The following is a 25,361-nucleotide window of genomic DNA, read 5'->3' as shown; positions in this document are numbered from 1 at the left end:
TGAGCTTAAAATACCATAAAATGCTCTTCAATTTTTATCAACTTTTTTGAATGTTTTTATTATTGTCCTAAGATGTTTTTCCAAGCAACCGCCTCTGCTTGTTGATGAACCCAACCACTTGCTTGCTCTTTGGCAACTTCTTCGGAAAAATGCTGCGCAAATGCAAACAATGCTTCTTGCTTAATACACGTGAGTGGATTTGAAAAAATTAAATAGATAAAGTGACTATGCATCTTTTCAAAATTTTGAAGGACGCACGATGCTAAAAAGTTTGCGGTGTCTTCAGACGATGCGGCAAGGCCTGCAAGGACTATTGGAGAATAGACAAAACCAACACCGTCAAATTCTCTTATTCTCTTATTGATATCTTCCCAAAGAGCCTCTTCAAATGCGCGATCCTGAGCAACCATCTTTAATGTTTTACACACTTTGTAACAGCAACTTAACTTTCCTCTTCTCATACCTATTTCATGCACATCATTTTGACTGTGCAGCTCACCATCATCTTCTTCAAATCGTTGGTCCGAATCGGGGCAAAAATCTTCTCGGCCTAAACCAACCACCTGGCGTTGTTCTATGATATTCCAATGAAAATATCCCTTCACCAAAACTTGAAGTATTAATTTAATTGAGTAGCAACTCAAATGATGATAGCCCAAATAATATGCTGAAGCAGTTTGAATGTTCAATGCATGAATCGAATAATAATGTGTTTGTAGGCTCTGAGCATAAGCTTGATGTTCAAATCGACCTTGAATTTTCCCTAAGAGGGCAAATGATTCCTGTCTGTGCTCTTCAAGTAATGAACTTAACCGAGAATGCTCTTTCCAGGATTCTATATATTTTTCATAATTTATTTGAAAAAGCATTGAAGCCGCAAGCATACGACAAAATTTTACAAAATTGTGATCATGGACAATCCCGGAAGTATCAATATCTTGATCATCAGTCATAGACTTACTCATTTCTTCTGCCAACACGCAAAGCTGATCAACCCACTCATTCATACTCAAAGGCGCTGCCATATTGTGCTCATCATAAACACTATTAATATTTGCTTCATGTTCTTCCCAATTGCAGGGCTCTTGAGCTCCGTACCGTGCAGCAAGATCAAGAACTGCTACTGTATAAGCATGAGACACCGGATTTGGTAAGCCATCCACAATAACAGCCTGCGCAGTTTTAAGAAAACCTCCAATGAACACAAATACTATAAATAAATAAAAATGCTGCACGATATTCATGACGACCCCTTGTTAAGCAGATAATTCCCCTGAGAACTTGGAAGCTAGTGTAGGCATGACGCATTACCAAAAGTCAATTATTTACAGAAGAGTAACAACAGACTTTTGCTCGAAAGAACTATTTACTCATTGCAGAATAAAATTATTTGGTGCTAGACTCATTTCACCTATAAAAAAATAGATTTATCAAAGGAGATTGCAATGTTACAAAAGATATCTTTATTCACGCTTTTATGTGCGCCTGGAATACTATGTGCAGATGAAATCATGGAGCTCAAACAACCCACACCAGGAGCTATCCAAAATATCGATCGGGCACCTCAAGTGATAAAGGTTCGTGAGTCGACCATTACTCATCAAAATTATATTTTCACGCATTATAAGTTGATAAAACAATCTGGACCACAATTTCACCAGATCCCAAATACTGCTGAAATAAGCTTTGAAACACCTACGCGTCTTGGCCGAGGCAAAGCAACAATCATGTTTGATCCATCATATGCGGGATACGCAACTGCACATATTCATGATCTGGAAGTTAGCCAAGACCATCAAGATGTTATTCGTGCACTTCATAGCTACTTAAAAATTCATTTTACGATGAGCACTCTCATATGGCACGTTTCTGAAAAAAATAAATTGGTGTATGATGCTTGCAAAGAACTCAATTATGAAATAGCAACCAAATCGATTATTGAAGAAAATCTATCAAATAAAACAATCTAACGGGGCAAATAGATCAATAAAAATGCTTAATTTCAGATAATAATGGAGTACCCATGAAAAAAAATATTTCGGCTCTTTTTTTAATGTTCATGATAGCTTTGCCAATACAGGCTATGAAGCTTTCACTCAACCCTTCAGAGAGTCGAACAACAACTTACATCAGTAATACGCTCTTTAGAGGATATTATTTTGCCAGGTATCGTCTTGATGATGCTCAAAATGAATTTAAAATAAACATAGAAACCGATCGACGCGTTGGTCGAGGCTCACTTGTTTGTGCTAAAAAATGTAATGACGGAAATTCAATATGCGAGATTTCTGAAATGATAATCACTCAAGATCATACAGAATTATTGCCTCTTCTTGTTGAATTTTTAAGTACTCAATTTGCATGCACCAAGTGCATTATTCATATCACACCCGAACAAGAAGAACTTGTTCATGCTTGCCTTCAAGTGGGCTTTACGGTACCAGATAAAGAAACGGCCGCAGACAATATTTTAATCTATTCGCCACGACGCAGCTCTGTATAAAATCAAGCCGCGTGAAGATTAGATTGTGCAAAGGTTGCCTGTATGGCTTCATGTAAGCTTTTTGAATGTGGCTCCGTTGTTTCAAACGCTTGACTGCTCTTAAATGGCTCAACAAGAAATTCAACTTCTTTAACGAGCTTATCAACTTTTTCTTGTAAATATGCTCGCTTGGCAACATCAATTTTTTCTTTGCAAAGTGGCATAAGCCCATGAAAAATAACATCGAGCTTTGTGCTGGCTTTTTGAGCTGCAACCAGATGCATTGGATCGACACTCGCTTTCATGGACTCAATCAGCTGCTCCTCGTTGCTTACACAAGAAGCAATCTCAAGTTGATCATCATCGCTTTCAGATCCATCTGAAAAATAAAGCGCTGAAGGTAAATTTTTATACGCAGCCAAATAATCACGTTGTGACGTATCCAAGAAATAAACGATTCCTTGTTGATCAAGCACAATGTTATCACTATGCGTGTCTCCGTACTGAACAGCATCAATGATATCAACGGTTTCTTTAAACTGCTCATATGAAAAGTCATCAAATGATTTTTTTTGATCAAGATCAAGATACGGTTCGACAACCAGATAGTTGTAATCACTCAGCTCTTTTGGCGCACCCGGAACATGAAAGAGATATTCATCAACGGCTTTAACACTTTTAACTCCCGCTTGATGAGCATATTCATTAATGCGGTCGGCACCTTGAGCTCGTGATATATTTTCCAGCGGCTTATCAACCACCGCTCGTGTTACTTCATGAAATCGGCCAGGCGCTTTGACAACAAAGTTACCCAATTGCTCCGGACAACGCATAACCAAAGAGTTACTTCCCGTGGCAGTACGCTCAAATCCAAGATCGGTAAGACGTTGTTCAAGCTCTTTTTCAGTCAAGGTAAAAAGTGAAGGATCAAGCTTATGGGTTTTGAAAAATGATTTAAAGAGTTGCTTTGATGATGCAGGCAGAGCATGGCGCTGTAAAAATAACTGCTGATCATTAATGCCAACTCGGTTTTTTACTAAAATGGTTGAAAACCCAAGAGTTCCAGCAATCATACCCAGCGTCAAAAACACAGGGAAAACATACGATCTATTGATAAAATTCATAGATACAACCTCCATTACCTGGTTAACTATTATTTTCAATATAAAATATATAATAAAAAAAATCAAACGGGTTGTTTTCTGCCTGAATTGCAAGAAAGCTGTGTTTCGAGATGAATTTAGGTGTAAATCAAGAAAAAAGCCCCTATTGAGGGGCTCCAGAATTATATTCAAAAATTAGTAAAAGCTATTGGTTCTGCTCTAAGTTCTCAACCAACTGAAACTTATTGCCATCTGAGTCAACAAAAAGAGCCATTTTTACAATGCCAGGGATCTCAATGATCTCGCTTGCAAAGACGACTCCCTTGGCTTCTAGTTCGGCCTTGGTCTGCTCCATATCATCAACAGTAAAAGTCATAACAGCGTTTTGACCAGGCTTGATCGTACAGCCATCATTGGGCTTGCTCCCGCCAACGCCTAAAAGCATACCACCATCTTGGCCGCGTAATTCAAGCCAGCTAAACTGTTCATTACCACCAGATACGGTCAATCCAAGGGTATCAACGAAGAATTTTTTTGCTTGAGCAAAATCGGAAACAGTGATCCAAGCCAAGTCTATTTTTCTAATCGCCATGCTTTTTCCTTATACAAAAAGATCCTTATTCAAATCAAACAGCCAACAGTAATTCTAATTATGAATTATTAAGCAGTAGTGTCAAACATCAAAAAAGCCTCGAGTTTTTATACCCGAGGCCTGAGTACTTTTATTTAAGACTTAATTTACTGATTCGTTATTTTCTCATAACCAGGTTCACGGAAGTTACTTGCAAATAAGTTCTTAATCCATTTTACAAAAGCATTCTGCTTTTGATCTCCGGACAATGAAATTTCTTTACCCACTGAAGTCTGGTCATCGCACACCATTTTCTCGCTATTCTTTACCTCATAAGCGCTGACACGAAGCATTTCTTGGCTTTGGGCATCAAGCTTATAATATTGGTCTCTGGTTATGGCAAAGCGTCGTATTTCAGCATATTTTCCAGCACAGCGATCGTACAACATTGTTGATGTAAAACCGATATCTCTCACGCGCTGGGCACCTGAAACATTGCTTCTTTTATCAAGTATTATTTTATCAAAGCCCAAATAAGAAAAGCCTTCGCTTAAAATAACGAACATCGCCTGCTCAAAATAATTCCCTTTTGAACAAAACTCCTGTAAAAATTCGCAGACAATAAGACCCTCATTTCTATCCGTAACAGCATCAAACCCACAATAACCTATCACTTGGCCAGGCGTATCGTTACTTCCCTTGAGGTAAACTACCCACGGTACAACAGAACCGGTTAAACGCTGAGCAACTAAAGCAGCAAAAAATTCTTTGGTATAAGCCCCAAACAATGGCGCCAACGCTTGTGCATGCTCAACACCCAGTGGGCACAGAACAAGTTTTTCAGTCTCAATTGCAGGCTGCCCAATGAAATATTGCTGCAATGGGGTAAGTACACTATCCTGCTGCTTCATTTTAAAATCAGATGCGAGCACATATCCTGGAGCCTCGTTTCCAGAAAGTCCATTACCCTCTAAATAATCTGGCACCTGTGAAAAATAAGCCGCAGGAGACAGCTGCTCTCCTGGCTGAAAAACGCCAAATGCTGGGCACGATTGATAGGCTAATGGCGCCTGCTCCTGATTAAACTGCAGACTATTTCCATCATGATAATCATGCAAAAGTGGAACCTGATCATCACCAAATCCCGCAACACAAACAGAACCCCATCCACTCAATAGAACCACCCCAAGCAGTAACATCATTTTTGAATCCATCATAACTTCCCCTTACTCTGTTATGGGACAAACAAATAATACTGATCAGAGTAAACCAGAAATAAATAAGCAGTTGCAAGAATGCACAAAAGAATTTTTTGTCCGGAAAGAGGCGAAAATAACGGGATAACTTCAACATTACCAATTGTCTACAATTTGCTTTTCATCATCTCAAGGACCTCCTGGAGCTTATACTTGAAAAAAGCACTATCCAATGCTACAAAAGTCTCTTTTCTTCATTAATAGTTCGTGCTATAGGGGAAATTGGATGAGATATTCATCATCGAAATATGCAAACTCTATTTTGTGAACCATTATTTTTTTATGGGTGTAGCTAATTTGTTTTTCAAAACACCTAATTGATTTTTTAAGACAACAAGCTTTTCCTTGAGCATGATAAGCTGTTCCTTAAGTTCAAAAAGTTTTATTCCTAGCTCAGAATTTTGGTAAAAATAAAGATTAACAGGAAAGGGCTTTTGATAATCCTTGTAAAAAGAATCTTTTAGAACCGAATCTTGAAAATATTCAGTTCCATGATCAAGTACTTTTTCAGCTTTATTCGGCTCTACATTCACATTCCAAAGCGAATCATAAAAATACCAATCGTTGCCGTAACGAACAAGCGCGGCAACATGATCATGAGAAGGAGACACCATGTGCGCCACAAGTTCGTACCCGCCCAGGGAAATGGGCTTATCAGTAATTTGAAAATATCGTGCAAGTTGAGCTCTTTTAAGATTAAAAGTTTTTTTGATGATATACAAAAAAAGCTGATTAACTCGTTCATGATCACTCATTGTACTTTTTTGCGATGGATAGTAGTCCAGCAAAATCTCTCCATAAACATATAATCGATCTCTTCGTGCCTCTAATTCTGCTTTTTTAATTGGATCAAGCTCTGCATGAGAAGCATCACCTGCTTTTGCAGATTCACCGAAAATATCCCACGTAACTACGGAGCGAGGATCTAATTCAGGTTTTTCTTGAATACTGACTCCGTAATACGATTTTTTATGCGAAAGAAAAAGATCGCCTGTTTTGTCATAAATGGTGTTATAAAGCTCTTTTGGAAAATTTTTTGTGTTTTTTTTAACAGACATCTCATCAAATGTCTTCTTGATAAGACGAGAAAACTTAAGAGCTTCAGAGTCGTTGCCTTTTTGTTGTGGTAATTTTGCCAGAAGATTACGTAATGGTTCAAGTCGATAAGCACACTGTAAATATGATGTCAACCAACATGCGTTTCCATAACCAAATGCATCTCCGTTATCAAAATTATAAGGTCGTGCTGGCTCTTTTGATAAACAGACTGTACTTATGCTCAGTGCACAAAATACAAGCAACGACATAAACAATCGATTATACCTTGTGGCAACCATTCCAATCCCCCCTTTTTGCTCAATACAAAAATTTTCTTGTGTTCTCAGCTTAACGACTGACCACTATGAAAATAAAGAGCTCGATTCTTTTTTAAAGGGAAACCTTGAAACGGCAGCATAACGATCAATAGACCAATCTGCTGTATCAGGTGCACCATGAAAAATAAAAAATGATGCGTAGCCGGTGAGCAACGGGCTGGCAACCGTTGTCACAAGTTTGCCATCAAACCATCGCGCAAGACCTTCACTCTGATGCAAATCTTCAAGCATTTTACCTTGGTGCTGATGCCCACGAATAACGGTTTGCAACGTCCATGTATCAGTACTATTGAGACGTAAAAAGTAGTTTGTTGCTTCTGGACCACAATTAAAATGTGCATAGCTCCAAAGCACATGCAGGTCGTCTCGACCGCCAAGACGTTTATTATTTTCTTGATCGGTAAAAGAGTTCCATGAGAAACCTAAACGAATATCCCCAAGGTTCATAGTTGATTTCAAATCAAGATCTTGAAACAATGTTGGAAGTGCATTGATAATTTCTCGCTTATAAAGCCACGTAAGCATTTGGATGGTAAACCAGTTATGGCCATTAATAACATGTTGTTCCATTTTTGCTTCTTGCAAAAGACTGTTTTCTAAGTTTTTTTCTTGCCCACTTGATGCTCGCAGCACAAGATCTTTTAGTTTTATCAATTGCTCTTTTGACTGGCTATCAGGCAACTGCTCAAGTATGCTGGAGCGCTTGAGTTTTGTGATCAATTCAAAGTGCGCACTGCTATCCAAAAAAGTACTCGCGTTATAACCATGCTCAAAACCTGCGTGACAAAATTGAATGCCGTTCACCAAACCATCTGTGCTTCGTATCCCTCCAAAAAGGGCCACTGGCAGGTGATCATACAAACAAAATATTTTTTTGGAGGTTACCGGATCAATATCTGGATATTTTTTGGAAAGCTCTTTTCGAAACGTTTTATTTACCGCTGCATCTTCATGATTTCCACGCAGTAAAAAAACATGCCCTGGGTTTTGATTGTGCAACTTCATGAGTAAATAAAGCAGCTCTGTGCCATGCTGTTCTTTATCAACAAAGTCACCCAAGAAAACACAGTAAAAATCTTTTCGAGTAATAGTAAACTGCTCATCAAGATAGCCATCTCGTTGTAACTGCACAAGCGATTCAACAACCGTACTGACACTTCCATGCAAGTCCCCCCACACTGCAATATGTGCATCGCTTGGAAAAACAAACTTTTCAACGTAGGGGAAAAATTGGTTTGAAGATTTGTAGTCATCTGAAAGCACAAAAGTATCAACGTTAAACCAGTACTGGTCTGGCATTGTTCTATCAAGCCAAAGATCTGTATTACCCATGCTCTTGGCTTTTGTATCAACAAACAGCCTGACTTCATCAAGTACATGCTCAAAATCGAGTGTAAATTTTTTATTTGCTTGGTACGTTTGAACAAATTCAGCAACTGAAGAACATGCTCGACGTTGCTCAACTGCTTGATCAAACCGAATATTTATACACAACTTCACACACAAGATACTCAGTGTAAGAGCTATGAGACAAAGAATGTGTTTTCGTTTAAAAAAAAACTTTTTCATAAACCTATTTTTCTATGAGACAAAATTGCATTAACGTCTTTTCAATGATTTTTGTCTTTGACCATCTCAAGAACCCCTTGGACAGTATACTCAAAAAATGCGTTGCTCACAGCAGCAAAAACTTCTTTGCCCCACAAATAGTTTCTCCCGTGAGGAAGGTCTGTCAGAATCGCAATGCTCGATTGAGAAGATTTCTGAAAAATAGCATAAAAGGTCTCGAGCGAGCAATAGACATCTTCACGCCCTTGAAAGAAAAGAATAGGAGTATCTAACTTTTGCAACATTTCCTCAAGCGATAGAGCTTTATCAAGCTCAACACCAGCAACAAATCCTGTCAATTTTTGCACAAAGTCTTGAAACCATTCTTGCTGGGTAAGCCATGGAACCCATGAGCGAGGATTGTGTGTTGTGCAGGTGAGAGAAGGATACTGCGCAATTTTTCTGACCACACTTGTAAGTGAAGGCCAACAGCCATCAAGAATCAGTTTGTCAAAAAGCCCGGGTTGTTGATAAGCGGCCTGAACAAAAATTGGAGCGGAATAGCATTGAGCTACGCCGAACACTTTTTTATAGTCTTTAAAAATCCGCGCTTGGTCAACTACGGCGCACACTTCTTGTGCTTCCGCAAGCCCTAATTTGGTTATTTGCAAATCAAACATAAAAAGTTGATACAAAAGAGTCCCAAACCATTTACTTGGTTGAACTGGATAGGGATGCGACACATGAAAGCCCTGCCCACGATAATCAAAGGTGATGATATCGTAATCTGGAAAAAGTTTGAGATAGGAAATCATCTTTTGTTGCGGAACCGGCAATCCCGGACCAACCACAATAAGCTTATCGCTTGATCGATCAAAGTAGGTATAGGGAATTGATGTACCATCATCCGTTGTTACTCGGCCAGCATGCGAGTTGGGCTCTTGATCCCACGCAGCACAGAGTTGTTCTTTGTTGCGTAAAAAATCAGATGAAAAACAACGAGCTGTTGGTTCTTGATTGAGATACGAATACTCTTGTTGCATGCGCTGAATTACTTCAGGAGCAATCACTGCTTCTTGGTTATGCGTCAGCACTGAAAATTGAGCCTGTAATAATTGAGGAAGGAAAACTATTAACAAGATAAGGGATATACTTTTTTGTTTTAAAAATTTTTTTTTCATGCAATCAAAATATCTTAGTGAAAACTGAGCCCTCAATTTAAGCGGGGCCCAGTTCTTAATTTTGTACTTATAAACTACTTATCCTCTTATTCAAATTCAATCTCATTAAAAAATGCTCGAGCTTGTTCCAAAATTTTCTTACAAATTGCTTCATCAAGCTCTTTGGAATCAACATTCTCTTCATAGCTTCCCGCTATTACAATTTTATCATCATGAGGAGTTAGAGAGGTGAAAATCCCATCTTTTTTATCCAAATCACCTGCAATGTAATTGATCCCTTCTTGTGGAGCAAGCAACACCGTGTGACCACGAATTGGAAGCAAGTCTTGATCTGAAAAAAGATCCCGCGCGCCATATCCGGTACAATTAATGATTATTGATTCTGAAAGCTGAGTAACTTCATCTTTTGTCTGAAAAATTTTGTAAATAAATTGTGCACCCTTTTGCTTTGCTTTTTCAAATAAATCATCAAGATACTGAGTTGTTTGTACAACCAATGTTTTATCTTCTACAGCTTTGATTCCAGGACGAATTTTAAAATCAGCAATATATTTAACCCCACCAAACTCTGGCTTTTTTTCATGTGCATATTTTTCAAAGCGTACACGTGAAATATCATGCATTTTTTTAAGTAATACTTGATCTTGACCTTCTCCCAAACCAAATGGACGAATGGCTCCTGAGCCCACACTTGCTGTTATATGAGGTGGAAAATCTTTGGCATAGATATTAACCCTATATCCTTTATCAAGAAGCACATGAGCAACGCTTAAGCCGATAATTCCGGCACCAACAACTGCGATAGGCTGATCAGCTATAGAACGTGTTTCTACACGCTCTTGTTCCAGAAGCTCAAGAACGTGCTCTGCGCAACCCCAGGATAAGGTAATCCCAGATCCACCATGCCCGTAGTTATGAATAATTATTTTGTCTTTTACATGCTCCGTTTCTAACCTAACACCAGATATTCGACAAGGCCGAATGCCCATACTATAGCCAATAATTTGATCATCTGAAAGATTTGGTTTTTTACACTGGACAGGAAGTTTACGCTTTGGCACAGCATGATTAGATGCTGGAATACATGATCCAATAGACAGTAAAGAAACAATCGCACATAAAACTTTCTTCATTATTATTCTCCTTCATGACTTATGACCTATAAAAAAAGCCCCTGGAAAATCCAGAGGCCCTTAATCTAACACATTTTGTACACGGAACTGAATCAATCTCTTCGTTTGCCGAGCAATTGAAGGAGGAACAAGAAAAGATTTATAAAATCAAGGTAAAGCGTCAAAGCACCGAGCAAAGCAACTTTTTTTTCTAACTCACCCTGCCCAAGCATCTGAAGCCCCATATATTTTATGCGTTGTACATCATACGCAACAAGGCCGGTAAAAACGGCAACGCCTAAAAATGAAAGTATATACCCAAACATGTTGCTTCGTAAAAAGATGTTAACCAGCGATCCTATAAGCAAGCCAATTAAACCCATAAACATGATATTACCAAAGCTGCTCAAGTCGGCCCCGGTTGCATAGCCATAGAGCGCCATGGTGCCAAACATGCCAACGGTAATACCAAAGACCATGTAAATTGAGCCCATTTGATAAACAAAGAAAATAGACGAAAGCGTTAGGCCAAGAAGCGCTGAATAGACAATAAAGGTGATTGCAGCCGTTGCAAAACTCATTTTATTAATAAAAGCAGAGAGTGCAATAACCAAAAGTATTTGCGCAACAAACAAGCCAATAATAATAAGCTTACTGCTCATGATTGCTGCAAAAAGTGGTGGATATGCATACACACTATACGCGGTTGTAGCAGTTACAAAAAGACCGCTCGTCATCCAGGCATAGACTTTATACATGAATGAAGAGACACTTCGGTTTTGTGAATAATCGGGATTCATCATCAAGGACTCCTTAGGTAATTGGGTCAGACAATCATCCTGCGGCATGGCAGGCACTCCGCTATTCTAGCACAAAGGACTTTTGCGCACAAAAGGTTGCATATTCAGCAAAAAGAGCCGGGGTTTAATCCGGCTCTTCGTAGGTTCATATCAATCACAAATTACTTATGCCGCAACTGCAGCGACAGGAGCGCCGGCTGGCAGAGCAACAGCATTACCCTGTTTGCGCGCTCGAGCACGTTGATACTCAGTTGTCTGCTTATCTTTTTCGATTTGCTTAATCTTTTCATTAATCACGTAGTCAAAGACTTCGCGTGTTATAAAAAGGTTGCCGGAGCGATAGGTCGCTAAGCGAACTTCTGCGATAAACTGATCTATATCACGACCCGAGAATCCATCAATACGTTGCGCAACATTACGCAAGTAGCTTTCATTAACATCGTCTGCAAAGGTAAGCTGGTAGGTAACTTGGGTACCATCTTCTCTGACCACTTCACGAATATCATCGATGATGTATTTATCAATCTTCTTTTGCATAATCTTGAAACGCTGTTCAAGTGCAGGAAGCATAAATGGAATTTTTTTATGAATACGGCTTCTGACGGCACCATCAAGTTCGTCTTCATAGTTTGTTGCCAAAATGATCATAAATTTATCTGATGATGCACCGGTTCTGGACAAGAATGCGTTCACCAAATTCACACCATCTTTATCAAGCGTTGAGCGGTCACGAAAACAAGCGTCAGCTTCGTCGATGAAAATAATCAATCCACGCTCACTTGCCTCGGCCCAATCAAAAAGCTTATGCATTTCAGTAATGCCTTCGCCACCTTTAAACTGGCTAAAGTCTGCACCAGACATAATTGCATAATCCATGTCTGCATAATGCGCAACCGTTTTTGCAAACTCGGTTTTACCGGTTCCTGGGGGACCGTAATAGAGCATATTTTGATAGGTGAGGCCATATTCACGAACAAGCTTGGTATCATCTGCAAGGGCATAAACTTGTTTTTCAATTGCCGGCTCAAGCACGATGTCGGTCAATTTTGCTTCAGGTGGCAAGTTGAATCCAAAAACACGCTGAAGCTCAAGCCATACACTGACTCGTGAAGATTCACGAACGAGCGCCGGTTTGCCCATGCGCGCATCAACATACTGGTAACCAATTTTTGCGGTGTAGTAAGCCCCAACAACACCAAGGGTGGTTCCTGCAAGCGCAGCTGCCCATGTTGCTAACACTTTAGGATCTTTGAGTGTTTTTAACCATGCTTCAAGCTCTGCAAGCTTTCGCTTATTAGCAACAATGCCTCTCACCATCTCCCGATCGCGTATCTCCGCGCGTCGATGTTCAGCGCCCTGCTCATTGATAAGAAGCGTTGCCGCTTGACCAAAAGTATTACCAACAGTATTGGCAAAGTTATTAAGTACATTCTCCTGTCCCTGCATTCTTGCTATTTCAGCTTGACGAACTGCAATACCAGGATGATTTACGTTAATTGCTGCTAACTCATCAATTTCACGCATAAGTTGATGATGCCGAACTTGGTTTGAGACAAAATTACGTTCTACATCTCGCCGTCCAGCTTCAGCCCGAGCATTAATCCAGTCTGCAACCCTTTCACCAGTATAACGCATGGCATTCACCGTTTGAGCAACGTAAAGCATGCCAACTACTATAACCATTATACGAATATACTTTGATCTCAACACTCGTCTTAACATAGAAAAACTTTCTTATATTTCTGCAACTCTTTTTCAACTATTGTTCACTATTATTCAACTGCATAAATTGCTTGGATACCCTGATATACTGCTATTCCACTCGTTATAGCTGCAGGCAACATCAACAACATTTCAATCCAAATTGTGCTCCAAAATAAACAATTTCCTTTGAACCGAACCCATTGCATAAAGGGATAATCGTAGCTTTCTATAATTAACTGCTTAAGTCGTTCTGCTGCCAATTTTTGCTGCTCTTGATTTTTACCGATTTTTGTACGTGCAAAGCAGTTTATCACTGCACATAGTGTATCTTTATTTTTATTAATAAATGCTTTCGTTTGACCTTGAAAATAGGACTTTGTCTGCCTAGAAAAACGAGCAAGAACCAGTGAATTTTTAAGTAATTCAAAATAAGAACTATTTAAAAATGCATAATTATAACCAGTAAATAAGAGTGCATATTTGCGCACCGTTGGTAAATTTTCTGTAATAATTGAAGATTCACCACCGAGTACCCAGCCATCAACTAAAGACAAAGTTCCCGTCAAAAGGGGATTACTAGTCTGAGCATGCTCTTGTGTGTTTTCAGTGAAAAGCTCAAAAAAACCCGTCCACGGTTTATTCAGAGTTTGTTTTTTTATACTTCGATAGCATTCAGAGACAAGAAAATATAACCCAAAAAGGATTATGACTTTGAAAGTGGTCTCTTCATTTGGGCTGAAAGCTTCTATGAAAGCTTCTTGAACGAGCTGTTGTGCGTTATTACTCCAAAGCAGCTCACCATCTTCATCCTGCTCCACACAAACAAGCGTATCAATGATCTGTTGAACTTTATGATCAAAATCAGCAAGGACGCTTTGAAAATAATATTTCTTAAGCTGTTTCAAAAATGCATAATCTAGACCGCAACGAGCAGTCATAAACATAACTTGAAAAAGATTATGGCCAGTAATCTGAAACGTTTCATTGATGATTTTATCATCAATGCGATGCTCATAACCTCGATAAGGACGTCTATCATCCAAAAGAGCTCCAAGACGCCTGTCTAAATCATCTAAATTAACCTCAGGCAATCCTACTTCAAGAAGAACCTTATTTTGAAAATCGGCAAATGGTCGAGGGTCTTGCGCAGCTAAATCATTAACCAGTCGCTCCATCTCTTGCCTAAGACGCCCCATTTCATCATCACCAATTGCCTGATTTTGTATGAAGTCTTGGCATTCTTGAGCTATCGCATCAAATTCAGCTCTATCAGCAGCTGACAGATTAATGTTTGATTGATTATCCATTCCATGTGCGGTATTCATAAAAAATGCGTACCAAAGCACAAGTACAAATAGCTTTATATTTATGAAAAGTTTTTTTTGCATAACATCTCGTTTACAACCAGAACGCTGTTTTTCAATTTTATAGCGTGTTAAATAACACAGGCCGACCTATTCTACTTAGAAAAAAAACCCTGTCAAGAAATAACCCATCAACCGCGTAACTCAAATAGAAAATAAAAAAGCTCAAATTATTATTCAAAAATAACTTGAGAATGATACACTCTTCATAACATTAATACTTTTTTAACTCTTACCAGGGGTGCCTAACGGCTGAGAAAGCGCATGCTTAACCCTTAAACCTGATCTGGATAATGCCAGCGCCCTTCGATACACCCGCCTACGTCCTTCGAACTTCAACGGGCACTCAGGATGAGCGGTTCAAGGAAAGAAATTATAGGAAGCGTAATGAATCAAGCATTTAGATCACAATTCAATACCACTGTTGTGGGAAGCCTGGCTTACGAGCTTCTCGTCTTAGCACACTCAAGTGCAATTTTGAGTATCTTTGGGCTAGAAACGTATGGACTGCTGGGCAGCCTGCTGGGCATTATCCATATAGTCACTCACATTGCCGACCTGGGCATGACCAACTCAATCACCCCGTTTCTTCAAATAATTGTCCAGAATAAGCAGAATTGGCGTTTTTTGCTCATACAAAGAACTTTATTGCCCCACTTACCCTTTGTGGTACTGACAAGCGTCGGCGCTTTGATCTTTTGTTTCCACAGTTCACTTGGTCAAAATATCAATCCTATCCTGCTCATCATAATTTTAATGTTGATTGTTCTTGAAACGATTCAGTCATTCATGCGACAATTGCTCTATGCTCTTTTTAAAACAAAAGCCATTATTACCACAGAACTTGGGTTGCTCATTCTGCGTATTAAATCAATATGGGGATTGCACTTTTTGACTCAATACCAGATCACTATTTCACTCATCATGTGGTCACACCTGGCAAGCGCACTTATTTGTCTAACTATTTTTTATCTGCTTCTCAGGCAAAGCTATCAACAACTTCCTGACAGCGATCTGGACATTCCCACAAACTTTGGCTGGCGCTTGGCACGTAACCGAGCATCGAACTATCTCCTTCGTCTCAGCAGAAATATTTTTGCTGTCCATTTCTTAACACCGCTCTTTGCTTTTCAGTTCGGTTTAAAAACAGCGGGTCTCTTTTTCTTTGCCAGTAAGTTAGCAAAAATTGTCTCTGCAGTTGTTAAACTTTCTATTGGTTATTCAGGAAATGGCCTGCTTGCACGGGTGAAAAATCAGGATCTTGAAACTAAATGCGCTGTATTTACACAGCTAGCCTCAAAGCTTTTTTCCATCGTTATCCCTGCTGGTATGCTTTTTTTCCCACTCTGCATTGGAGGGCTACATAGTGGATACCTACAAAGCACTGCAATCCACATATCTCTGCTCTGTCTACTTTTTTTGATTATCACTTTTTTTGAATTTTTCTTCATGCTCTACGAGCAATGGTACATTCTTGAAGAAGCTGCGCACCACTTATGCATTATTAAATTAATTGAGCTCACAGCATTTTTTATTATTTTTAGATACTTTTTGTTCTCTGCACCTGAATTTTTAGTAATATTGATTGTAATGCGCACATTACATTTTGGGTTCATTGCAACTCATGCCTATAGAACATGGGGTATAACCCTGGTTCATAAATTTGATCTACAGTCATACACGTGGTATGCAGCATTCAGCTGCCTATGTTGGTATTTCTTGTATTGAAAAATACTCGACAAAATTTATAAACTAATAAAACAAACACAAATGCGTGACCCGCATAATTTTGCCGCCACCAAGCGATGGCTCCCATCAAGCTTAATTTTTCGCGCACGTCCACTCTGATCATGGACACAGATGACACAAATAGGGCTTACCAAATCTTGTGTTGTCATATGATAATAAACACTATCAACATCTTCATTTTTTTGACGCGGCTTATCGTTTGTAGGATAAAATTCTTCAGGACTTTTTGCATGAGCGTAACGCACAAGGCGGTGGTTTTCAACCTGCAGCTTAAGGAAATCGTCCACCGTCATGATGCAATATTCCATCTGCTCACATGCTGCAATAAATTCGCATTGTTCACTTGCTGGCTTTATGTGTGGCCGAAAATCTCTGTCCCAAATAGTCCAACTATCTTGCAACGTTTTATCTGAAAGTTTACTCTGCCATGAAATTTCGTGCGGTTGGCACGGTAGTACCTGAAGCATAGAAGAAATACAACATGCCCATACAAGAAATATGAACCAACGTAATTGCTTCCACATAAATTCCCCTTCAACTTTATTATCGCCAAAGGGGAACTATGATTACTATGATCTACAAAATTAAATTTTTTCAGCTTCTTGTATCTCTTTCAGAGAACATTTTTTTTGAATAGCCTGAGTAACCCACAGCCCAACTTGATGATGCGCATCTCGAAATGGCACACCCTGTAAAACTAAGGATTCGAGTATTTGAGTTGCATCTAAATACCCAGACTTTGCGCGTTTGCTCATGACATCGATATTAAAATGCGTTGCCTCTAAAAATGGGGTAATAATTTCTAGGCATTGAGAAAGGGTATTCACGGTATCAAAAAAACCCTCTTTATCCTCTTGCATATCTTTATTGTAAGCTAATGGCAAACCCTTCATGATCGTTAAAATTGCCATAAGATGTCCAAAAACACGGCCGCTTTTCCCTCGAATAAGCTCTAAAACATCGGGGTTCTTTTTGTTGGGCATCAACGAAGAGCCGGTTGAAAAAGAATCATCCAAGGTTAAAAAATTAAATTCCTGCGTTGCCCACAGAATCAAATCTTCGCACATGCGTGATAAGTGCATCATCACTATTGATGCAAAACTGCAAAACTCTACAACATAATCTCGGTCACTCACCGCATCGAGTGTGTTTTCTATAATGCCATCAAACATCAATTCATCCGCAACGCTTTTCCTATCTAAGGGCAAGCTGCTCCCGGCAAGCGCACCTGCTCCCAAGGGAGAAAAATTCATTCGCACACACCAGTCATCCAGACGACTCAGGTCACGTTTAAACATTGCGCAATATGCACCAAAATAGTTCCCCAATGTAATAGGCTGAGCCTGTTGAAGGTGCGTATAGCCCGGCATAGTATCATTTTTGTGTTTATTCATAAGATGTTCTAACGCATTAACCAAACAAGTAATTTGTTTTTTTATGGTTACACCAGCATCACGAGCATAGAGCCTCAGGTCAAGCGCGACCTGATCATTTCTGCTTCTTCCCGTATGCAATTTTTTACCGGTATCACCAATTTTATTGATCAAAACTTGCTCAATAAACATATGAACATCTTCACTGTTTTCATCTAAGGGGTGCAAACCATTTTTAATTTCGGCACAGATTTGAGTGAGTGCATCACAAATATCTTGTGCTTCTTGATCAGAAATTAAGCCCTGCTTACCAAGCATTTTTGCATGCGTTTTGCTTCCCATAATGTCGTATTCATACAACACATGATCAAAAGCGAGCGATGCATTAAACGCACAAACTCTTGGGTCTAAAGGTTTTTTAAATCGACCGCCCCAGGTTTTATTGCTCATTGTTACCTTCCCTTTTTCCCCTATGAACCATTCCATAGACCTGCGCTGAAAGCGCAAATAAATTTATAAAACCCTGCGCATCGGCCTGGTTGTATATTTCATCTTCTTCAAATGTTGCAAGCGCTGGGCTATGAAGACTGTATGGTGAGGTGATGCCTGCAAAAACAATATTGCCTTTATAAAGCTTTAACGTAACGCATCCTGTTACATGCTTTTGAGCCACTTCAAAAAAAGCATCCAGAGCCTCTTTACTCTGAGAAAACCAACGTCCTTCATACACGATATTTGCATAACTTGCTTTAAGCGATTGTTTGAGATGCAACATATCTTTGTCTAAACACAATGCTTCAAGTATGTGATGTGCTTTATAAATAATTGCCGCACCGGGTGCTTCGTAGATACCTCTGATCTTCATACCAACTAAACGATTTTCAATAATATCTGCAACACCAATACCGTGCTTACCACCTATCGCGTTGAGTTCTGCCAGAAGAATAGCTGAATTCTTCTTCACACCGTTCAGCGCCACAGGCACACCCTGTTCAAAATCAACAGTAATTATTTCAGAATCATTGCACGCTTGCTCAAGCGAAGATGTCATAAGAAGAACGTCTTCAGGCTGTCCAGACGTAAGGTCTTCAATATTTCCACCTTCGTGAGAAATGTACCAGATATTATGGTCTCGTGAGTAAGGGCTTTTTGGTTTACTTTCGTGCAAACCATTGTGTGTGCTCAAAATTTCAATACCATGCTTTTGAGCATAACGCAGCGCATCTTGTCGAGATTTAATCTCCCATGATCGCCATGGTGCAATAATGTTGATATGAGGAGCCAACGCCTTAATCGTATATTCAAATCGCACCTGATCGTTGCCCTTGCCCGTTGCTCCATGCGCAATTGCATCGGCATTTTCTTGCAATGCAATTTCAACTAATTTTTGCGCGATCAACGGACGAGAGATGGTTCCCAGAATGTACTGTTCTTCGTACAACGCGCCAGATTTAACAAGCGGCCACACATAATCATGAATGAATTCTTCTTGCATATTAATAACATGAGCAGAAGCAGCTCCACTTTTTAATGCTTTACTTTTTATTGCGCTTAAATCTTCGTTTTGCCCAACATTAACCGTAACAGCAATGATGTCAGCAACAGGATAATGCTCCTTAAGCCACGGAATCATGACCGACGTATCAAGCCCACCAGAGTAAGCAAGTACAATTTTTTTAATAGTTTTATTCATAACATTTATCTCGTTTAATAATATTTTTTTAAATAATTAACGGGGTCACCGATATTTTGCAGTTCCACATCCACAAGAATTTTTCCCGCTTTGAGCAGAACAATCCTGTCGGATATTTTTGTTAAAAAATCTAAGTCATGTGAAGCAATAACCATGGTTGTACCAATGTCTTTGACCGACTTTAATAACGTAACAACATCCATTGTTGTTGCCACATCCAATCCTGAAGTTGGTTCATCGCACAACAAAATATCAGGCTGCATCATTAAACTTCTTGCGAGTGCAACACGCTGTTTCTGCCCACCCGATAATTTTCCTGGATACTCATAAGCTTTATGCGCAATTCCCAAATTTTGAAGTATTGCTTCTGCTTGCTGATCATAATCTTGGCCCTTATTTTTAAGCTTTGGGGCATAGACAAGATTCTGCATAACGGTCATATGCGGGAAAAGCTGAAAATCTTGGAACATAAATCCACATTTTCCCTTACTGTCGATAATACCCGAATCAAGTTTTTCTAACTTTTGGATGCATCGGAGCAAGGTTGATTTGCCACTCCCCGAAGGACCAGCAAGCCCAACAATAGTCGTTTTTTTTATACTCAAGTTTATATCGTCCAGCACAGGGACACCATTAAAAACCTTATTCGCTTTTTTAATTGTGAGCATGTGCGCCCCCCTTTTCAATTTTTTTCCCAATGAACTCAATGAGTAATACCAATGCATAGTAATAGAAACCCGCAATACACAAAGGCATAAAGTAGGTAAATTGCTCTGCTGCAAGCATCTGAGCCGTTCTCATAATGTCCATGCCACCAATGGTTGCAATCAGTGCAGTTTCTTTGAGTAACGCAATAACTTCACCTACCATTGCCGGCAAAATATTCTTGATGACTTGCGGCAAAATAATATCTTTCCACATATAAAAGCTTGGAATCTCTAATGTTTTTGCCGCTTCAAACTGCCCTTGAGGCAAGCTCTGAATGCCGGCTCTTACAATTTCTGCGATATAAGCTGAACTGTTAAAGCCAAAGGTAAGAATACCCGCGCTTAAAATATCGAGCCTGATCCCGATAAGACTTGGAGCTGAAAAATAAACTAAGCTCAACTGTAAAATTAAAGGGGTTCCTCGCACAATTGATATAACGAGATTGATAAGACCAGCACAAACTTTGTTGTATCTCAATACCGACAAGGTTATTCCCAGGGTAAGCCCTAACAACAATCCCCCAATCAGGAGCCCGAGAGTAAAAGCAACTCCCGAGCCAATAAAAAAAATATATGATATTAACTTGTCCATTGCCCCTCCACAAAACACTTCTTCTTCAGTGCTGCCAACTCACCACTATTTTCCAAAGCCTTGAGTGCTGCATTTATTTCATCTTTTAAAGGCGAACCTTTTTTAACCGCAACACCATAACCGGTATCGGACTGAGCAAGCACCGCATAAGCCAAACCCAAATTATTTTTGCTAAAAACCGTCGCTTGTATGCCATCAATAAACACACCGTCAACATGACCAGCCTTTAACGCTTCTATAGCTTGTGGATTACCATCAAAGGTAATGATTTGCGTATCTGGCGCATGCTCTTTGAGCCAAACTTCCATGGTTGTCCCCAATTGGCACGCAATTTTTTTGCCAGACAATTGAGACTCATGAATAATTGGCGCACCATTTGGATACACCATAGCTAAACTTTCAATGTAATAGCTGTCTGAAAAATCAAAATTTTTCTCTCGCTCTGGGGTAATGGTGATCGTTGAAATAGCAGCATCAACATGTCCACTTTGCGTTGCGGGAAGAATAGTGCTGAACTGCATATTCTCAAAAACAGCCTTTTTATTGAGCTGCTTTGCAACTAAGCGCGCAAGATCAATATCAAAACCTTTCAAGACACCCTTTTGAATATATTCAAAAGGTGGATATTCTGCCGAAATCCCAAAACTTATAACATTACCTAATTTATGGTGATTACCGCATCCACTTACTGCGAATAACAATGCAACACCCAATACCACATTCATATAATTTTTCATCTTCGACTCCCTATTCTTTATCCGCCCATGGTGAATATGTATTCATATTTTATTCATAATCTGAATATAACAACCAAGCATTGCATTGTCAAGCGCAAGTGAATATAATATCAATAACAGTGAGTATAAATTCAAAAATAAGGGTAAATATGCTTCAAGAGACGGTTTTAGATGGTCACATTTTGAATATCATCCAAAACAATGAAATTTCTGAACAGAGTGAATTACAAGATTTATTACAAAGTCGAGGGTTTGATATTCCACAGGCAACACTATCACGACGGCTTAAAAAACTTAAAATTGCCAAAGTTGCTGGAGTTTATCAGGTGATAGAGTTTAATCAGCCACACTTACCTCTGGTCTTGAATATGCAAGTTTCAGATTTTGGGCTGATTGTATTGCATACCAACCCTGGTCAGGCAAGCGGCTTAGCTTATTTTTGGGATCAAAAATATGGAAACTATTCTTCAAAAAATAACATAAGCACTGGGATCATAGGAACGATTGCTGGTGATGACACCGTTCTGATTATCATTAAAAGTAAAAGTGATTTAGAAAATGTACTGGGCTTAATTCACAAAGAGTTTCCGTACCTGCAAAAATCTTCAATGTTAAAGCTTAATTGGGACGAAAAATGAACAGAGTTAACTCTGCAAAAGCCTTTTATCTTCATCGAACTCTTGAGAAATATATAACTTCATTTCCTCAATCCATGCTCTAATAGCATAAACAATATAGCCTGAATTTTTGGCCAGGGTTTCATCATAAATTCCATCTCGTACATACAGCTCAATGCTTTTTTTAAGAGCTTCCTGAAACGAGCTACTTGGATGTGCAATAACGCTTGGAGTGGTAATAATGTGGCCTATTACTTCAATACGATAAAGGTTCAGAAGAATACGCAACCAAGCAAGTTCTTGAGCCGATGGATCCCGCCCAAAATAATATTTAAGAAATTTCTCTCGGTTTTCAAGAACAGGGGCATGCTCATTAACATACTGATTCAAAAATATCGCACAATCATTTAAAGGATTGTCATACCCTGAGTCCGTCCAATCGATTATTTTTACAGAACCAACATCATCAACCAAAATATTCCCACAATGAATGTCATTATGCGTAAGAGCAACCGCGTGCGGCATGCTACTTGCAACATCACTTAATTGTTGCGCATAATTTCGAAGCTCTGGTATCACAACACTTTCAGGAAACATTTGAATACAGCTTTTTATTAGTGCCTGAGCATCAAGGCCAATTCGATTTTTTGTATACTCATGTATTTGCAAATCTGGATTTGCCGAGCGAGTAACACCGTGCATTGCACGCAGAGCGCACGCGCATTCTTTAAGCAGAGAATCATTATGCGTAAGACTAGGGTCGTTAAGGCTTTTGCCTTGCACAAGGTCCATAATTACAGAACGTTTTTGCAAATCGTACACATAAATTTTTGGTGCATAGCCAAGCTCTGCTCCTGCAGATTGTGCAGTTACTTCTTCGAGCATTTCTTGCTGACTATGATCAGAAGCAAAAAGCCTTCCAACATATGAATGCTCTTCGAGTATAAAAGAAAAAATTATTGCACCCGAGAAGCCACCAGCAAGTTTTTTGATATCACTCACTTGATCTAACTTTTCTTGGTCACCAGAAAATTTCAAAAGCGTATCATAGGCTCGCTGTGCATCATTTTTGTCTTCAAAAATATTTTGTCCTTGAACGCAGTGATTCCTAAAAAATTTTTGTGCTTTACTTGCAGATACAAAACGTGTTGAACATGCAAATGCTCCAAACGCAAGCACGACAACAGCAATGACTTTGATTGCATATTTTTTTAAAATCATTAAAAACCTTAAGCATTTTTAGAAAAAACAGATTGAATAATTATCTATATGAATTATAACATAACCTGAAGGGAAATAAAAAAGCCCCACAAGTTTTACCTTGCAGGGCTTAAATCTGGTGGAGGTGAGCGGAGTCGAACCGCTGACCTTCTGAGTGCAAATCAGACGCTCTACCAACTGAGCTACACCCCCAGAATTTGGGAATCTTATTTTATGCAGATATACGATATATTTTTTACTACAACTGCTTAATTGTCAAGAAATATTTTACTATAACAGTTATTGTTACATGAAGTAATTTTTAATACATTACAGATAATTTATTTGTTTGAAATATTAAACATTGTAATATGGTGGGCCCAAGTCGACTCGAACGACTGACCTCCCCGTTATCAGCGGGGTGCTCTAACCAACTGAGCTATGGGCCCAGTCCAAAATGTTACGCTTATTACAAGACTCACTCAAATCCTTCGATACGTTTTGCTTACGCAAAACACTCAGGACGAGCGGGTCCTCTAAGCTAACACTCGTATGAATCCCTGAATTGATGAGAATCTCTAAATTTTTATTACACCTGTATAGGCGCCTAAACTAGTTAGGCATTAATCTCCCTCGAAAGGAGGTGATCCAGCCGCAGGTTCTCCTACAGCTACCTTGTTACGACTTCACCCCAGTCACTCTCCTCACCTTCATTACCCGCCTCCGGTAAAGGTTAGCTAAAATAATTTCGGGTGTAGACAGCTCCCATGGTGTGACGGGCGGTGTGTACAAGGTCCGAGAACGTATTCACCGCGCCGTTCTGATGCGCGATTACTAGCGATTTCAACTTCATGAAGTCGAGTTGCAGACTTCAATCCGAACTTAGATGAGTTTTATCAGGTTTGCTCCACCTCGCGGTCTTGCTTCCGTTTGTACTCACCATTGTAACACGTGTGTAGCCCTGGACATAAGGGCCATGCGGACTTGACGTCATCCCCACCTTCCTCCTGGTTTCCCAGGCAGTCCCGCTAGAGTGCTTGCTTTCGCAATAGCAACTAACGGCAAGGGTTGCGCTCGTTAAAGGACTTAACCCAACATCTCACGACACGAGCTGACGACAGCCATGCAGCACCTGTGTAACAGTTCACGGTTTCCCGTGAAACCCGATGTTTCCATCAGTAACAATTACATGTCAAGCCCAGGTAAGGTTCCTCGCGTAGTGTCGAATTAAACCACATGTTCCACCGCTTGTGCGGACCCCCGTCAATTTCTTTGAGTTTTAATCTTGCGACCGTACTCCCCAGGCGGATCACTTAACGCGTTAGCTTCGACACAGAATCTGCTTTGCAAATCCCATATCCAGTGATCATCGTTTACAGCGTGGACTACCAGGGTATCTAATCCTGTTTGCTCCCCACGCTTTCGCACTTGAGCGTCAGATACAAGCCAAGAAGCTGCCTTCGCCATCGGTGTTCCTCTCGAGATCTACGCATTTTACCGCTACTCCGAGAATTCCACTTCTCTCTCTTGTCCTCTAGCTCGCCAGTTTCTATTGCCTCTTCCCAGTTAAGCTAGGTAATTTAACAACAGACTTAACAAGCCGCCTACGCGCTCTTTACGCCCAGTTATTCCGAATAACGCTTGCACCCCTCGTATTACCGCGGCTGCTGGCACGAAGTTAGCCGGTGCTTTCTCTAGTGGTACCGTCATCTCCACGGGGTATTAACCCGTGTTCTTTCTTCCCACTTAACAGGAGTTTACAATCCGAAAACCTTCATCCTCCACGCGGCGTCGCTGCATCAGGCTTTCGCCCATTGTGCAATATTCCCCACTGCTGCCTCCCGTAGGAGTATGGGCCGTATCTCAGTCCCATTGTGGCTGTACACCCTCTCAGGCCAGCTAACCATCTTCGTCTTGGTGAGCCTTTACCTCACCAACTAACTAATAGTACGCAGGCTCATCCTTGTGCGGTAGCAAGAGGCCACCTTTCCCGGTTTCCCGGCTTATGCAGTATTAGCCTAAATTTCTCTAGGGTATCCTTCACCCAAGGGTAGATTCCTACGCGTTATGCACCCGTTCGCCACTTTACTCATCCCGAAGGACTTTCGCGTTCGACTTGCATGTGTTAAGCACGCCGCCAGCGTTCATTCTGAGCCAGAATCAAACTCTCCATATCAAAATTTAACAGAGATCCTC

General features: G+C 39.9%; 22 protein-coding genes, 2 tRNA genes and 1 rRNA gene. 4 read left to right on the top strand and 21 right to left on the bottom strand.

Annotation, left to right across the window (positions count from 1 at the left end):
- Window positions 1-59: 59 nt before the first annotated feature.
- The gene (locus tag JST56_07410; protein MBS1988783.1) at window positions 60-1,244 is read right to left on the bottom strand and encodes a hypothetical protein; all 1,185 of its coding nucleotides are present in this window, start codon (window positions 1,242-1,244) and stop codon (window positions 60-62) included.
- A gap of 201 nt (window positions 1,245-1,445) precedes the next feature.
- On the opposite strand from JST56_07410, the gene JST56_07405 reads away from it, so the two are divergent.
- Window positions 1,446-1,970: a hypothetical protein gene (locus JST56_07405; GenBank protein ID MBS1988782.1), complete on the top strand. Its 525-nt coding sequence runs from the start codon at window positions 1,446-1,448 to the stop codon at window positions 1,968-1,970.
- Between the two features lie 53 nt (window positions 1,971-2,023).
- Window positions 2,024-2,503 (top strand): hypothetical protein, encoded by a 480-nt coding sequence (locus tag JST56_07400; GenBank protein ID MBS1988781.1) that lies wholly within the window; start codon window positions 2,024-2,026, stop codon window positions 2,501-2,503.
- 2 nt (window positions 2,504-2,505) lie between these two features.
- On the opposite strand, the gene JST56_07395 is transcribed toward JST56_07400, so the two are convergent.
- The 10 genes from JST56_07395 to JST56_07350 all read right to left on the bottom strand — a co-directional run bounded on the left by JST56_07395 (window position 2,506) and on the right by JST56_07350 (window position 14,521).
- Window positions 2,506-3,606 carry a hypothetical protein gene (locus tag JST56_07395; GenBank protein MBS1988780.1) on the bottom strand — a complete coding sequence of 367 codons (1,101 nt, stop codon included), beginning with the start codon at window positions 3,604-3,606 and terminating at the stop codon, window positions 2,506-2,508.
- Between the two features lie 184 nt (window positions 3,607-3,790).
- Window positions 3,791-4,177, bottom strand: a complete 387-nt coding sequence (locus tag JST56_07390) for a VOC family protein (protein ID MBS1988779.1) — start codon at window positions 4,175-4,177, stop codon at window positions 3,791-3,793.
- A 146-nt stretch (window positions 4,178-4,323) separates the two neighbouring features.
- On the bottom strand, window positions 4,324-5,373 hold the full coding sequence (locus tag JST56_07385) for a hypothetical protein (GenBank protein MBS1988778.1): 1,050 nt from the start codon (window positions 5,371-5,373) through the stop codon (window positions 4,324-4,326).
- Between the two features lie 311 nt (window positions 5,374-5,684).
- On the bottom strand, window positions 5,685-6,749 hold the full coding sequence (locus JST56_07380) for a hypothetical protein (protein ID MBS1988777.1): 1,065 nt from the start codon (window positions 6,747-6,749) through the stop codon (window positions 5,685-5,687).
- A 63-nt stretch (window positions 6,750-6,812) separates the two neighbouring features.
- A complete protein-coding gene (locus JST56_07375; GenBank protein ID MBS1988776.1) occupies window positions 6,813-8,288 on the bottom strand; it encodes a metallophosphoesterase in 1,476 nt (491 codons plus the stop codon).
- Window positions 8,289-8,398: 110 nt separating this feature from the next.
- Window positions 8,399-9,517 (bottom strand): hypothetical protein, encoded by a 1,119-nt coding sequence (locus JST56_07370; GenBank protein MBS1988775.1) that lies wholly within the window; start codon window positions 9,515-9,517, stop codon window positions 8,399-8,401.
- An 86-nt stretch (window positions 9,518-9,603) separates the two neighbouring features.
- Window positions 9,604-10,650 (bottom strand): FAD-dependent oxidoreductase, encoded by a 1,047-nt coding sequence (locus JST56_07365; protein MBS1988774.1) that lies wholly within the window; start codon window positions 10,648-10,650, stop codon window positions 9,604-9,606.
- Between the two features lie 92 nt (window positions 10,651-10,742).
- Entirely contained in the window at window positions 10,743-11,432 is a 690-nt protein-coding gene (locus tag JST56_07360) for a Bax inhibitor-1/YccA family protein (GenBank protein MBS1988773.1), read from the bottom strand.
- Between the two features lie 162 nt (window positions 11,433-11,594).
- Window positions 11,595-13,112, bottom strand: a complete 1,518-nt coding sequence (locus JST56_07355; protein MBS1988772.1) for an AAA family ATPase — start codon at window positions 13,110-13,112, stop codon at window positions 11,595-11,597.
- 89 nt (window positions 13,113-13,201) lie between these two features.
- Complete coding sequence (locus tag JST56_07350; protein MBS1988771.1) at window positions 13,202-14,521, bottom strand: hypothetical protein; 1,320 nt, start codon at window positions 14,519-14,521, stop codon at window positions 13,202-13,204.
- Between the two features lie 363 nt (window positions 14,522-14,884).
- Between JST56_07350 and JST56_07345 the strand changes: the two genes are divergently transcribed.
- The gene (locus JST56_07345) at window positions 14,885-16,225 is read left to right on the top strand and encodes a hypothetical protein (protein ID MBS1988770.1); all 1,341 of its coding nucleotides are present in this window, start codon (window positions 14,885-14,887) and stop codon (window positions 16,223-16,225) included.
- A 17-nt stretch (window positions 16,226-16,242) separates the two neighbouring features.
- Here the strand turns inward: JST56_07345 and JST56_07340 are convergent, their stop codons facing one another.
- Genes JST56_07340 through JST56_07315 form a run of 6 tightly spaced genes read right to left on the bottom strand, consistent with a single transcriptional unit; the run spans window position 16,243 to window position 21,348 of the window.
- Entirely contained in the window at window positions 16,243-16,770 is a 528-nt protein-coding gene (locus JST56_07340; protein MBS1988769.1) for a hypothetical protein, read from the bottom strand.
- 60 nt (window positions 16,771-16,830) lie between these two features.
- A complete protein-coding gene (gene argH, locus JST56_07335; GenBank protein ID MBS1988768.1) occupies window positions 16,831-18,069 on the bottom strand; it encodes an argininosuccinate lyase in 1,239 nt (412 codons plus the stop codon).
- Window positions 18,059-19,312 (bottom strand): argininosuccinate synthase, encoded by a 1,254-nt coding sequence (locus JST56_07330; GenBank protein MBS1988767.1) that lies wholly within the window; start codon window positions 19,310-19,312, stop codon window positions 18,059-18,061. Before JST56_07330 ends, argH begins: the two co-directional genes overlap by 11 nt.
- Window positions 19,313-19,326: 14 nt before the next feature.
- On the bottom strand, window positions 19,327-19,980 hold the full coding sequence (locus JST56_07325) for an amino acid ABC transporter ATP-binding protein (GenBank protein ID MBS1988766.1): 654 nt from the start codon (window positions 19,978-19,980) through the stop codon (window positions 19,327-19,329).
- Window positions 19,967-20,611: an amino acid ABC transporter permease gene (locus tag JST56_07320; GenBank protein MBS1988765.1), complete on the bottom strand. Its 645-nt coding sequence runs from the start codon at window positions 20,609-20,611 to the stop codon at window positions 19,967-19,969. Before JST56_07320 ends, JST56_07325 begins: the two co-directional genes overlap by 14 nt.
- Complete coding sequence (locus JST56_07315) at window positions 20,599-21,348, bottom strand: amino acid ABC transporter substrate-binding protein (protein MBS1988764.1); 750 nt, start codon at window positions 21,346-21,348, stop codon at window positions 20,599-20,601. The genes JST56_07320 and JST56_07315 overlap by 13 nt, the downstream gene beginning before the upstream one ends.
- Window positions 21,349-21,497: 149 nt before the next feature.
- On the opposite strand from JST56_07315, the gene JST56_07310 reads away from it, so the two are divergent.
- Complete coding sequence (locus JST56_07310) at window positions 21,498-21,986, top strand: ArgR family transcriptional regulator (GenBank protein ID MBS1988763.1); 489 nt, start codon at window positions 21,498-21,500, stop codon at window positions 21,984-21,986.
- Window positions 21,987-21,992: 6 nt separating this feature from the next.
- On the opposite strand, the gene JST56_07305 is transcribed toward JST56_07310, so the two are convergent.
- The 4 genes from JST56_07305 to JST56_07290 all read right to left on the bottom strand — a co-directional run bounded on the left by JST56_07305 (window position 21,993) and on the right by JST56_07290 (window position 25,341).
- Window positions 21,993-23,186, bottom strand: a complete 1,194-nt coding sequence (locus tag JST56_07305) for an aminoglycoside phosphotransferase family protein (protein ID MBS1988762.1) — start codon at window positions 23,184-23,186, stop codon at window positions 21,993-21,995.
- Window positions 23,187-23,302: 116 nt separating this feature from the next.
- Window positions 23,303-23,378: transfer RNA gene (locus JST56_07300), tRNA-Ala, on the bottom strand.
- 159 nt (window positions 23,379-23,537) lie between these two features.
- Window positions 23,538-23,614 (bottom strand) — tRNA-Ile (locus JST56_07295).
- A gap of 187 nt (window positions 23,615-23,801) precedes the next feature.
- Window positions 23,802-25,341: ribosomal RNA gene (locus JST56_07290) — 16S ribosomal RNA — on the bottom strand.
- Between the last annotated feature and the right edge of the window lie 20 nt (window positions 25,342-25,361).

The sequence above is a fragment of the Candidatus Dependentiae bacterium genome (genome assembly GCA_018266175.1).
Classification (GTDB): Bacteria; Babelota; Babeliae; order Babelales; family RVW-14; genus JAFEAY01.
The sequence above is the reverse complement of the archived record's forward strand: the minus strand, read 5'-3'. Positions and strand labels throughout refer to the sequence as shown.